Annotated in this window: 11 protein-coding genes; 4 read left to right on the top strand and 7 right to left on the bottom strand. The window is 42.4% G+C overall.

Going from position 1 to position 12,123, the window contains the following annotated elements; all coding sequences use genetic code 11:
• The first annotated feature begins 35 nt into the window (after window positions 1-35).
• Window positions 36-323: a hypothetical protein gene (locus C5749_RS12935; RefSeq protein ID WP_146113752.1), complete on the top strand. Its 288-nt coding sequence runs from the start codon at window positions 36-38 to the stop codon at window positions 321-323.
• Between the two features lie 212 nt (window positions 324-535).
• Here C5749_RS12935 and rdgB read toward each other — a convergent pair whose 3' ends face one another.
• From rdgB to C5749_RS12920, 3 genes are all read right to left on the bottom strand, one after another.
• Window positions 536-1,117 (bottom strand): RdgB/HAM1 family non-canonical purine NTP pyrophosphatase, encoded by a 582-nt coding sequence (gene rdgB / locus C5749_RS12930; protein WP_105726583.1) that lies wholly within the window; start codon window positions 1,115-1,117, stop codon window positions 536-538.
• 2 nt (window positions 1,118-1,119) lie between these two features.
• Window positions 1,120-1,605, bottom strand: a complete 486-nt coding sequence (locus tag C5749_RS12925) for a hypothetical protein (RefSeq protein ID WP_245893773.1) — start codon at window positions 1,603-1,605, stop codon at window positions 1,120-1,122.
• Between the two features lie 67 nt (window positions 1,606-1,672).
• Window positions 1,673-2,653, bottom strand: a complete 981-nt coding sequence (locus C5749_RS12920; protein WP_105726581.1) for a deoxyhypusine synthase family protein — start codon at window positions 2,651-2,653, stop codon at window positions 1,673-1,675.
• 255 nt (window positions 2,654-2,908) lie between these two features.
• Here C5749_RS12920 and C5749_RS12910 point away from each other — a divergent pair, with 255 nt between their 5' ends.
• Window positions 2,909-3,244, top strand: coding sequence for a MerR family transcriptional regulator (locus C5749_RS12910; RefSeq protein WP_105714930.1), 336 nt, complete (start codon window positions 2,909-2,911; stop codon window positions 3,242-3,244).
• 10 nt (window positions 3,245-3,254) lie between these two features.
• Here C5749_RS12910 and C5749_RS12905 read toward each other — a convergent pair whose 3' ends face one another.
• Together C5749_RS12905 and C5749_RS12900 are read right to left on the bottom strand one after the other, a co-directional pair.
• Entirely contained in the window at window positions 3,255-3,749 is a 495-nt protein-coding gene (locus C5749_RS12905; protein WP_105726579.1) for a metallophosphoesterase family protein, read from the bottom strand.
• 1 nt (window position 3,750) lies between these two features.
• Complete coding sequence (locus tag C5749_RS12900; RefSeq protein WP_105726578.1) at window positions 3,751-4,458, bottom strand: tRNA1(Val) (adenine(37)-N6)-methyltransferase; 708 nt, start codon at window positions 4,456-4,458, stop codon at window positions 3,751-3,753.
• Window positions 4,459-4,875: 417 nt separating this feature from the next.
• On the opposite strand from C5749_RS12900, the gene C5749_RS12895 reads away from it, so the two are divergent.
• Entirely contained in the window at window positions 4,876-6,042 is a 1,167-nt protein-coding gene (locus C5749_RS12895) for a hypothetical protein (RefSeq protein WP_105726577.1), read from the top strand.
• A gap of 282 nt (window positions 6,043-6,324) precedes the next feature.
• Here C5749_RS12895 and mutS read toward each other — a convergent pair whose 3' ends face one another.
• Window positions 6,325-8,931, bottom strand: coding sequence for a DNA mismatch repair protein MutS (gene mutS, locus C5749_RS12890; RefSeq protein WP_105726576.1), 2,607 nt, complete (start codon window positions 8,929-8,931; stop codon window positions 6,325-6,327).
• 112 nt (window positions 8,932-9,043) lie between these two features.
• Between mutS and mtgA the strand changes: the two genes are divergently transcribed.
• The gene (gene mtgA / locus C5749_RS12885) at window positions 9,044-9,781 is read left to right on the top strand and encodes a monofunctional biosynthetic peptidoglycan transglycosylase (RefSeq protein WP_105726575.1); all 738 of its coding nucleotides are present in this window, start codon (window positions 9,044-9,046) and stop codon (window positions 9,779-9,781) included.
• Between the two features lie 8 nt (window positions 9,782-9,789).
• On the opposite strand, the gene C5749_RS12880 is transcribed toward mtgA, so the two are convergent.
• Complete coding sequence (locus C5749_RS12880) at window positions 9,790-12,111, bottom strand: GH92 family glycosyl hydrolase (RefSeq protein ID WP_105726574.1); 2,322 nt, start codon at window positions 12,109-12,111, stop codon at window positions 9,790-9,792.
• Window positions 12,112-12,123: the final 12 nt, after the last annotated feature.

Raw genomic sequence — 12,123 nt, 5'->3', positions numbered from 1 at the left:
GACAATCGTGAGCGCACACATTCGTTCAACACGATATGAGCTACCTCAATATCATGATGAGGAACTTCTTGGCCTCATTGAGCCCCCTCTTTATTCTGACGAAGGACCTCTTTTCCTTGTTGAGGTTCCTCAATACGTTGCTGAGGGACCTCAACATCACATCGAGGGACGTCAATGACAGCAAGAGGGACCTCGACGTTTATATGTCCTCCGTGTCGGAGCTTATGAGGGGCATCAACATGACGTTGAAGGACGACAATAAGGCTTTGCCGTTGCTCAAAGCGTTATTGAGGTATGACACCATCGTGTTGAGGGGGGAATAGGTTACATAGAGGTACCGATATAACATGTAGAGGTACTGATACATCGTGTCGAGGGGGCTCTAGCCGGTGTCGAGGGACAACAAAAGATGTAAGCCGGCCCTCGATGCTTCCTTGAGGGCTGTAGAGCACACATATCGCTACCTCGACACGCACATGAGGGGCATCGTTAGATCAATGAGGTACCGCAACGGGTTGTTGAGGTGCCTCATCTCCTAGTCAACATTATCTTCTTTCAAGAAAGCAGCTAACTTTCCTACCGCAATCGCCCGATGACTAATTTGATTTTTCTCTTCGGCTGTCATTTCCGCAAACGTTCTGTCATACCCTTGGGGGATAAAAATAGGGTCGTAACCAAAACCTCCCGCCCCCCGACGTTCCGGAATGATATCTCCTTCGATAACACCTTCAAAGAAATGTTGTTGTTTATTTAGAAAAAGGGAAATGACCGTTCGAAAACGGGCAGTTCGGCTCGGGTTATCGCCTAATTTGGCTAGCACCAAATCGATGTTTTTTTCCATATCACGTGAACCGGAATAACGTGCGGAATAGACACCAGGTTCTTTATTGAGCGCATCTATCTCCAATCCCGAGTCGTCTCCGAAACAATCCAAACTATACTTACGGAAAAGATAGTCTGTTTTCTGTTTGGCATTCTCTTCAAAGGTCACGCCGGTTTCTGGAATATCGTCCGAACAACCGATATCCGCTAAAGATTTTATAGTAAATATATCCCCAACAATCGCTTGAACTTCTTCAAGCTTATGGGTATTATTCGTTGCAAATACTAACTCCATGTTTACGATACAATAAATGTCTTGAATTCATTCCAGAACAGCCTTTTCTTGTGCACATCTGCAAACATTTCCTCAAAACTAAACGTATTGAACACTGTTGCAATCTTGCCCTTCATGTACGCGTTGTGCGCAATTTCGGGCAGTTTGAGTGAGATAGGTTCTACGCCAAGCAAGGTAATTTTAGTCGGTTGAAAAAATTGCATGATCCGCTTAAAATCATTGGGATTGTGCGAATTCGCTAAGTTAACGACCGCCACATTTTCAAACGACAGATTAAGCGCGCCCAAGGTTTTTAAGAAAGCCTCTTCCGCCTGCGGTGAAAAATACGGGTAGTCAGGGTAACGTAAGATAAATAATACACCCGTAGATTTATCACCTTGATAAATAAATTCCTCCGTCTCTCTTGTCGTTGCTTCTTCAGATACATTTTCAATCGGAGACGACAAGCTTCCCTCCTGCTCCCCTTTTCCAAACAGCGTTTCTGACATAAGAGTTTGCAAGGCTACCGGGTTATTTGTTCTTAGATGGCTCATAAGGAGAGGAAGGGAAGAAAGATTAATGTCCTAAAATATAAGAGAAAATCAATGGCGCAACAATAGTAGCATCAGACTCTACCACAAACTTCGGCGTGTCTATATCCAATTTACCCCAAGTAATTTTCTCATTAGGTACAGCACCCGAATACGAACCGTAAGAAGTCGTGGAATCCGAAATCTGGCAGAAATAAGACCAAAAAGGTACATCTTCCCATTCCAGGTCCTGGTACATCATTGGCACTACGCAAATAGGAAAATCACCCGATATACCGCCGCCAATTTGAAAGAATCCCACACCTTTTCCACTCGAATTTTCGCGATACCACTCTGTTAAATAGATCATATATTCAATACCCGACTTTACTGTGCTGGCCTTCAAGTTACCTTTAATCACATTCGAAGCAAAGATATTTCCAGTTGTCGAATCTTCCCATCCTGGACATACAATAGGGAGGTTTTTCTCTGCCGCTGCCACAATCCAAGAGTTCTTGGGATCAATTTCGTAGTATTGTTCCAATACACCCGAATTCACTACTTGGTATAGAAACTCATGGGGTAGATAGCGTTCACCTTTCCCTTCTGCAGTATGCCAAACATCTTCCAAATGCTTCTGTAAACGACGGAAAGCTTCCTCTTCCGGAATACAGGTATCCGTTACCCGGTTGTAATGCTGGTCTAGCAATTCACGTTCCTGTTCGGGTGTTAAATCACGATAATTCGGCACGCGTTTATAATGTGAATGGGCCACCAGATTCATCACATCTTCTTCTAAGTTCGCACCAGTACAAGAAATGATGTGGACTTTGTCCTGACGAATCATTTCCGCCAATGAAATCCCCAACTCAGCTGTGCTCATAGCACCGCCCAACGAGATCAACATCTTTCCACCCTCCAATAGGTGTGTCTCGTATCCTTTAGCCGCATCTACCATGGCAGCTGCATTGAAGTGCAGGTAGTTTTTCTCAATAAATTGCGAAATAGGCCCTTTTTGTGTACTCATAGTCTCTAATTTTCTATTCTATGAACAAAGGTACGGATTACTTCTTCTTCAACAAACGACTAAAAACAATACCAAAAAAAATCAATATAAATACCAAAATAGATACGATAATAATCTCTTGTCTACCTATTGTCCATGTAAGTATATGCATATCCAAAGATATCAATTTACAACATCAACATAGCTTTCAAAAACCTATTTTTAAAATCCAACCATAGATTGTATATTTGTTTAGGTTACAAATTCTCGGAAGATATGCCGTATAAAGAACGTGAAATAAATAAGCTCTACTATACTATGGGTGAAGTGACGGCCATGTTTGGTGTGAACGCGTCACAGATACGTTTTTATGAACGGGAGTTTGATATTATACAACCAAAGAAAAATAAAAAGGGAAATCGGCTTTTCACACAAGACGACATCGCCAACCTAAAGATCATATTCAATCTTGTCAAAGACAAAGGTTACACGTTACAAGGCGCGAGAGATTATATCCGTTCCAATAAAAACGAAGTAAAAGAGAACCAACGCGTTATTGATTCGCTGGAACGATTAAAGAAATTCTTAGTCGAGGTTAGGGATAGCCTGTAAGCAGCTGCTATTATCGTATTCCCAATTCAATCACTTCCAGGTTCTCTATCTTATCACTGTTAATATCGAAACGCATTAACGTACGAACCTTCTGCCATCCTTGTTTACCTGCGGCACCGGGATTGAGATGCAACAAACCCAATTTAGGATCAAATTGCACCTTTAAGATATGGGAATGTCCACAGATAAAAAGCTTTGGTGGATGAATGACGATTTCAGGTTTCATCTGCATCGCGTAACGTCCCGGATAGCCTCCGATATGTGTCATCCATACATCTACCTGTTCACAATAAAAACGTTGATGCTCTGGACATACTGCACGTACATCCTTTCCATCAATATTACCCCACACGCCCTTGAAAGGCTTAAAAGCCGCTAGGGAATCTATTATAGCCACTGACCCGAAATCCCCGGCATGCCAGATCTCATCACATAGGTCAAAATATTTGAAAACAGCGTCATCTAGAAAACCATGGGTATCCGATATCAGTCCAATCTTTGTCATGTCAGAACGCTAAAAAATAAGGTTTCAATAATGCGCTATATTGAGCAGAATAAGTTCCTTTTTCCGCATAAATAGCAAAATCGTGTATCTCTAAAGGTACTACTTTCTTCCCAATACCCCATATTTTCCTCATCGGCAACTCCCCCGAAAAAGAAGATATCCTCATTTCGTGCTGCACATGCAATTGATAGTCAGAAAGTATGGGAGCAATTTCTTCGTCTGCCAACACAGTCGGAATAATCAACCTAAATTGTCCATTATCAGTTAGATAATATGACACGAATGACAACAATCGCTTAAAAAATAATATATCCGTGTGTTTCGCTAGGCGTTTTCGCGCATCTGGATTATGTAATGAATTCGTATAAAAAGGTGGATTAGACACAATCAAATCATATAGGTATTGCGGCTGCATCTCAGCAAACGAACCGGGAAACGCCTGCAAGCGCTTCGCAAAATCTGAATTTTGAAAGTTTATTTTAGCTTGCTGATAAGCATTCTCATCAATTTCGACCGCATCCACATGAGCACGGGGGTGGCTTTGCGCCAGCATAAGGGCAATCACACCAGTGCCTGTGCCAATATCCAATATGCGCTCCGCTTCCGGGAAACAAGTTGCCCCGCCTAACAGCACACCATCCGTGTTGATTTTCATCGCACAATTACCCTGATCTACCTCAAACTGTTTAAAACGAAAAATGGAACGCATACGCAAAGGTAATCCTTTGTTTCCACTTTTGTCCGCAAAAGTGGAGCAAAACTCGCCGCTTCGAATGTTTTACATTGGGGATAGTACTAAGAATGAATTTGTACAGTTGTAAAACATTTGATGCGTCCCAATGCCCCGCACTTATCCCGCATCGAGAATAGTTCGGATGCGGCATTTTAATATCAAGGGTAGGACAGTACAATCGCACCATCCTCCTTAACCTTTGAGGTCGCATCTGGATATTTGAGGTTTGTAGAACTATCCTTTTTGCACTACAAACCTCTCAAATATCCAAAGCGACGATTTATGAATTCGTGTTCATTTTAGTATTCATGAGCTCACTACGTTCGGTTTTTTGTTACTTTTTTTGAGGGAAAAAAGTAGAATTTATTTACCTTGTTGGCGATTTGTTGCACCATGGCTAAATTTTTAACATTTCTTCTGTTTATACAGCTTTCTTCCCTTCCCATGCATAGTTATGGGGAAGAACACCATATATCCAGAAGATGGCAGGATTGCGAACAGGTAACAAAAGTAGCCTTGGACAAACTGGTTGACATTTTCCATAAAAATGATTTTGAACGACTAGAGCCGGTTCTAAATACCATCCAAAGCACATGCGGCGAAAACGAGTTTACACAACGCCTTCGTATCCTCCGCTTTTTGATCGAGAAAAAAACAACAGGAAACATCATCGCTGATTATTTAGCAAAAAACTATCAGGAGGTATTGGTGATGCGCTGGGACTATTCTATTGAAGAAAAGTTTGCACAAATATACCAAAACAACAAAGCCGATTTTGATTTCGTTCCGCTAAGACACCCTATTGACTCGCTCATTAAACTGAAAGCGCTGGCATTGTTAAATTCGCAATCTTACAACTTGACCGAACAAGAAGAAAAAATTGCGCTTTTGTTTTCCGATCATATCGAAGAATTTTATCAGGCCCATGGTGGATCCGCTCCCCAATCAGGCAGTAAAAATAAACCAGAGCCCACGTCTGACAGTTATTACGGTAAATACCGTCATGGTGTGAGCGTTTATGCTGGAGCAGAATTCCCATTAACAGGATCTGATCCTGTCTTTAAAACAAGTCCCACACTGGGCGTCTTCTTTTCTTCTAGGCTCTCCAACCCTTTTTTATTTGAGGCAGGAGTAAAGGTACGCATCAACAGCAACGACAGGGAGGTAGAATATAGGTTATACGATGAGGTAGAAGTTATTCGATCAATGGCAAGTCTTGGCATCGGGGGGACCATAGGCTATAAGATTTTCGACAACGACAAGGTTATTGTAGCCCCTAAAGCGGGTCTATTCTGGGAAATGGCAACGACAGGGCTTTCAGAAGTCAATGAAGGCTACTACGATGATGGTTATGACTATTACGAAACAAGATCTGTTCGTCATTTCTATATCAATACGATGCGTAGCAGCTTGGCGCTATCCGCTATGCGACATCTTGCAGGAAAAACCTATATTGGATTGGAAGCAGCTTATCATTTCGTTCCGTACAACTGGGACAGCAATCTCCTCACTTCGGCACAACCAAATTACGGAAGCTTGCAATTATTTTTCAGATTCTAGACAAACCTTCAATATACCGCGGTCGCATTAAGGTTCGGAGACACAATTGCACCACCCCACCCTTAACATTAAAATGCCGCATCCGAACTATTCTCGATGCGGGATAAGTGCGGGGCATTGGGACGCATCAAATGTTTTACAACTGTACAAACTAATTCTTAGTACTATCCCGAATGTAAAACATTCGAAGCGGCGAGGTTTATGAACAAGTGTTTGTTTTTTGTGTTCATGAGCTCCCGTTGGTCGGTTTTGCCAACTTTTTTACGGAAAAAAAGTTGAAGATTAATTCTTTAATAACCGCTGTATTTCATCCAATTTCATCAGCGCCTCCACCGGAGTCAAGGTATTTACATCCAGATTATTCAACATATCCCTTATTTTTTCCAAAACAGGATCATCGATGGCAAACATCTGTAATTGATAAGCCTGCTTTTGTATTTTGCGCATGCTATCTTTAATCTGTTCTCCCCCTGTACGCTCTTGCTCCAAGCGCTTCAGAATTTCATTGGCGCGTCCGATTAACTTCGGCGGCATCCCGGCTAATTTCGCGACGTGGATACCAAAGCTATGCTCCGATCCACCTGGGATAAGTTTCCGCAGGAAAATCACCTTATTATTCATCTCCTTGACGCTCACGTTAAAATTCTTGATACGCGACATAGAATTTGTGAGCTCATTAAGTTCGTGGTAATGGGTTGCAAAGAGTGTCTTGGCACGTGCAACAGGATGATTATGGAGAAACTCCGCAATGGCCCATGCGATGGATATTCCGTCGTACGTGCTTGTTCCCCGTCCAATTTCATCCAGTAATATCAACGATCGATCAGACAGGTTATTCATAATACTAGCGGTTTCATTCATTTCCACCATGAACGTAGATTCGCCGGAAGAAAGGTTATCCGACGCACCAACCCGTGTGAAGATCTTATCCACTAAACCGATGGAAGCTTCTTTTGCGGGCACGAAACAACCTATTTGTGCCATTAATACCAGGAGACCTGTTTGACGCAATAATGCTGACTTACCAGCCATATTGGGCCCCGTAATGATGATGATTTGTTGCGTTTCGGGATCCAACAACGTGTCATTTGTAATATAATCTTCGCCTATTGGCAGATGCTTTTCAATAACAGGATGCCGGCCTCCTTTAATATCAAGTACTTTTCCTTCAGTAAGCACCGGTTTAACGTAATAATTTTTCTCGGCGATCAACGCAAAATTCAACAACACATCCAATTTTGCAATTAGTTGTGCATTCCTTTGAATGGGTTTGATATAGGCAACGATATCGAGCAAGAGTTCTGCATAAATTCGATTCTCAATAGCCTGTATTTTCTCCTCTGCTCCTAATATCTGCTCTTCATATTCTTTTAACTCTTCTGTAATATAACGCTCGGCGTTTACGAGTGTCTGTTTGCGGACCCATGATGTCGGCACCTTGTCTTTGTGTGTGTTCGTCACCTCTAAATAATAGCCAAACACATTGTTGAACGCTATCTTCAAAGAAGGTATGCCGGTAGCTTCTGACTCCCGACGTTGAATCTCCAAAAGATAATCTTTTCCGCCAAAAGCAACCTTACGCAGCTTATCTAGTTCTTCATTTACGCCATCTGCAATCACATTTCCCTTGTTTAGTGCTACCGGAGGCTCAGTCTGCAAGGTTTGTTCCATTTTATCCCGGATAACCTCGCAAACCTCCAGTTGTTCCGAAATGATACGCAATGCGTCGGAGGCTTCTTGATTCGTCAAGGCTTTGAGCTTTTCTACGACATATAAAGCCCGCTTTAACTGTGTTATTTCACGAGGGTTCGCCTTCTGTAGACCAATTTTGGAAATCAAACGCTCCAAGTCACCGACCTGCTTTATTTCCTTTATCAGTTCATCCCTTAGTTCGCGGTCGTTATAAAAATACGCCACCACGTTTAACCGTTCGTTTATCGATTTCAAGTCTTTCAACGGCATCACCATCCAACGTTTCAACAAGCGCGCTCCCATCGGTGAGGCCGTTTCATCAAGTATATCAACTAGCGTCGCAGCATTTTCATTGGCAGAACCAATAAGTTCTAAATTACGTATTGTGAAACGATCCAACCACATATGGTTGTCCTCCTCGATACGAGAAATATTTGATATATGTTGTAGATTGCGGTGTTCAGTTTCATTGAGATAGTGCAAGGCAACGCCGGCAGATAAAATACCTAGCGGCATCCGGTCAATACCGAACCCTTTCATGGATTTAACCTCAAAATGTTTTAACAAAGTCTCCGTCGCGTAATCCCCAGTATAAGGCCATTCATCTAATGTATAGGTGTAGTATCGGCTACCAAATTGCTCCGAAAAATCTTTATATTGTTTTTTAGGGAGGATAATTTCAGTCGGTTTAAATCCCTGTAAAAGTTTATCTATATAGTTAGCACTGCCTTGAGCTACAAGAAACTCCCCCGTGGATATATCCAGAAAAGCGACTCCATACTGTCCTTTATCATTAAAAATCGATGCCAAATAATTATTGGCTTTTTGCTGTACGATGTTATCGTTGTAGGATACACCGGGAGTTACGAGTTCTGTGACACCACGCTTGACAATAGTTTTAGTTTGTTTGGGGTCTTCCAGTTGATCACAAATAGCAACACGCTGTCCAGCCCGCACCAATTTTGGTAAATAAGTTTCTAAAGAATGATGCGGAAAACCGGCTAGCGCTGTTTCCGATTCCGTTCCATTTCCTCGCTTGGTCAATACAATACCCAAGATTCCCGCTGCTTTAACAGCGTCTTCTCCGAAAGTTTCGTAAAAATCACCTACACGAAACAGCAATAACGCCCCAGGATATTTCGCCTTAATTGTATTATACTGCTGCATTAAAGGTGTCTGCTTCTTCGCCTTTGCCAATGGTTTTATGATTTTTAATGAACCGTAAAAATAAGGGAAATGAAGTGATTTGACAAGGTGAATGCTATTTTGAAAAAAATCTTCTAGTTTTGTTTATCGAACCAGCAAAAAAATGGCAATAAAACGGTCATCGACAAAAAAAAATACCAAGAAAAAAACACCTCGCAAAACGTGGCGCACATCGATCAAAAAATGGTCGATACGTCTTATTATTGGCTTTTTTGGCCTGACTATTACCTGGGTCATACTACTTACCTTCATCAACCCTCCTCTCACCTATCTCCAGTTAAAACGCGCTTTTGAACGAAAAGCCGTTGGGAAAGAATGGAAGATAGACAAAAAATGGCTTAGCTATGAGGATATATCGGGTAATCTCAAGCGCGCTGCTATCGCGGGCGAAGATGCTTATTTCCTGACGCATAGCGGCTTCGACACAAAAGCCATTCAGAAAGCAATGGAAAGAAACCAAGCAGGAAAACCGTTGAGAGGCGGCAGTACCATCAGCCAACAAGTTGCTAAAAATGTGTTTCTATGGCCAGAGCGTTCTTGGCTGCGAAAGGGGCTGGAAGCTTATTTCACGGTGCTTATAGAAGCTTTTTGGAGTAAAAAGCGCATTCTAGAAGTGTATCTGAATGTCATTGAAATGGGCCAAGGGGTATATGGAGCAGAAGCAGCAGCACATTATTATTTTCATAAATCTGCGAAAAGCTTAACCAGAAAAGAAGCCGCATTGATTATTGCCATTCTGCCGAGTCCGCAAAAGTGGGATGCTAAACGCCCATCAGCTTATATTAACCGACGGGCAAATAGCATTGTAAGGTATATGAATCATTATAGTATTCCGGAATAGTATGTGTTTTATAGGTTTTTATTCGGCCGAGCGCCCATCTTAAACTGCAAGTGTCCGCCGTTTATGATATCATTATGCTTAATTGTGAAGCCTTTTAACGGTTCACCATTAAGCAGTACTTCCTGAACATATATATGCTTACTACCTTGATTAATAGCTTCAACACGGAAAACCTTTCCATTTTCCAAGTGTATAGAAGCCGACTCGACGATTGGCGCACCCAACCAATATTCATCCGATGCGGGGGCAACAGGATAAAAACCCAAACTGCTGAATAAATACCAGGCACTCATTTGTCCACAATCATCGTTACCTCCTAATCCATCATAACCATTATGGTACTGATCCTGGAGAATTTTCCGAACCCATTCATGTGTTTTCCATCTTTCTCCCGTGAGTTGATATAAATATACAACATGATGTGCGGGTTCATTTCCATGTACGTAATTACCAATAATACCTTCTCGGGTGATATCTTCCGTGTGTTCAAAGAATTTATCCGGTAAGTACATAGTAAACAAAGAATCCAAATAAGCTGACAAGCGTTTCTTTCCGCCAAGCAGTTCCATTAGCCCCTGTGGGTTATGTGGAACATACAGACTATAGTTCCAGGTATTGCCTTCGATAAACCCTTGTCCGTGTGTTTCCAGCGCATCAAACTTCTCCCGGAATTTACCCGTTGTATCTTTCGGGCGCATAAAACCAATGGAGGAATCAAACACATTTCGCCAATTTTCGGCACGTGCTGAAAAGGTTGCATATATATCCTCTTGGCCTAGGTATTTAGCCAGTTGTGCTATGCACCAGTCGTCATACGCATACTCCAACGTGTTGGAAACAGAAGTACCATTCTTTTCATCGGGAACATACCCCAGATCAATATATTCTCCTATTCCTTCATAGCGACGGAAGTTAGCCGTAGCTACACAAGCATCCAGCGCTTTATTGGCATCTCCTGTATAAGCCCCTTTTATAATTGCGTCCGCAATAACAGACACGCTATGATAGCCGCTCATACACCAATTTTCATTCGCATAATGGCTCCAAATAGGTAGTATCCCTAGTACGTTCTGTTCATAATGTGCCATCATCGACTGCACCATGTCTGCATTTCTGGATGGATTAACTAAATTCAAGTAAGGATGAAAAGCCCTGAACGTATCCCATAGTGAAAATGATGTATAGTTGGTAAATCCTTCGGCCCGGTGTATCTGATGGTCAATTCCCCGATAGTCTCCATTCACATCCATATATGTTGTCGGCATTAATGCCGCGTGGTACATGGCCGTATAGAAGTTGATATAATCTTCCCGCGTAGGCATCTTGACTTCGATGCGGCGAAGTTCCTTTTCCCACCGTTCTTGCCCGGCATATTTTATTTTATCAAAGTCCCAATGTGGAACTTCTTCCTCCATATTAACCAGCGCGTTATCCATACTAACCGGAGACAACGCAAACTTCACATGTAGCTGTTCGCCAGCTTCCACGTCAAAATCAAAATGCATCCGAAGCTTACTTCCGGCAAGATCAGCAAAATTATCAGTCTGATCAAACTTCCGCCAAAATCCTTTATATACCTGATCTTTTTCAAAGTTTCGGCTACCGTAGTTCTTGAAAGGTTTAGAGAAACGCATGGCAAAATAAACAACCCGGGTTCGAGCCCAGCCATTTGTCTGTCTATAGCCGACAACGGTGCTATCGTTTAATACCCGCGCTACACTCCAAACAGTCTTCCCATCATAATTATAGATGCCGTGCATGAGGTCCAAAATGATATGACTTTCCGCAGGTTTTGAAAATGTATACCGATGGAAGCCCACACGGCTACTGCTCGTTAGTTCCGCTGTAATGTCGTGCGCGTCCAGTTTAACTTTATAGTAATTTGCAGCAGCATATTCGTTATCGTGGCTATACCGTGAACGGTACCCCATATCTGGTGCATCAGCTGTTCCTGGATTCAGCTGGAGTTCACCACTGGTTGGCATCAGCAGAAAATCACCCAAATCAGCATGTCCTGTGCCACTAAAATGTGTATGACTGAAGCCGACTATCGTGGGGTCATCATACTGATATCCTGCGCAGTATTTATAAACATCCGCATTGTACCGACCGTTTACAGCGTAGGGAATCGTGTCAGTATCTGGGCTCAATTGCACAGCACCGAATGGCACGGTGGCTCCGGGGAAAGTATGCCCCATCTTGGCCGTACCGATCATGGGGTCTACATAATCCACTAACCGCGCTGACTGTCCTTGCGCAGAAGTAGTAAACGGCACGAAAAAACCACAGATTATACTCACGCAACTTATTATGTTAGGAAAAATTCTCATTGTCTGTTCGTT

The organism is Sphingobacterium gobiense (assembly GCF_002980575.1).
In the GTDB taxonomy this organism is placed as follows: domain Bacteria; phylum Bacteroidota; class Bacteroidia; order Sphingobacteriales; family Sphingobacteriaceae; genus Sphingobacterium; species Sphingobacterium gobiense.
The sequence above is the reverse complement of the archived record's forward strand: the minus strand, read 5'-3'. Positions and strand labels throughout refer to the sequence as shown.

What these genes read in the sequence shown, in the direction of transcription:
- mtgA (WP_105726575.1), top strand. Translation starts at nt 9,044, where the DNA reads ATGGCAATAAAACGGTCATCGACAAAAAAAAATACCAAGAAAAAAACA.
- rdgB (WP_105726583.1), bottom strand. Translation starts at nt 1,117, where the DNA reads ATGGAGTTAGTATTTGCAACGAATAATACCCATAAGCTTGAAGAAGTT.
- C5749_RS12900 (WP_105726578.1), bottom strand. Translation starts at nt 4,458, where the DNA reads ATGCGTTCCATTTTTCGTTTTAAACAGTTTGAGGTAGATCAGGGTAAT.
- C5749_RS12920 (WP_105726581.1), bottom strand. Translation starts at nt 2,653, where the DNA reads ATGAGTACACAAAAAGGGCCTATTTCGCAATTTATTGAGAAAAACTAC.
- C5749_RS12925 (WP_245893773.1), bottom strand. Translation starts at nt 1,605, where the DNA reads ATGTCAGAAACGCTGTTTGGAAAAGGGGAGCAGGAGGGAAGCTTGTCG.
- C5749_RS12935 (WP_146113752.1), top strand. Translation starts at nt 36, where the DNA reads ATGAGCTACCTCAATATCATGATGAGGAACTTCTTGGCCTCATTGAGC.
- C5749_RS12895 (WP_105726577.1), top strand. Translation starts at nt 4,876, where the DNA reads ATGGCTAAATTTTTAACATTTCTTCTGTTTATACAGCTTTCTTCCCTT.
- C5749_RS12880 (WP_105726574.1), bottom strand. Translation starts at nt 12,111, where the DNA reads ATGAGAATTTTTCCTAACATAATAAGTTGCGTGAGTATAATCTGTGGT.
- C5749_RS12910 (WP_105714930.1), top strand. Translation starts at nt 2,909, where the DNA reads ATGCCGTATAAAGAACGTGAAATAAATAAGCTCTACTATACTATGGGT.
- C5749_RS12905 (WP_105726579.1), bottom strand. Translation starts at nt 3,749, where the DNA reads ATGACAAAGATTGGACTGATATCGGATACCCATGGTTTTCTAGATGAC.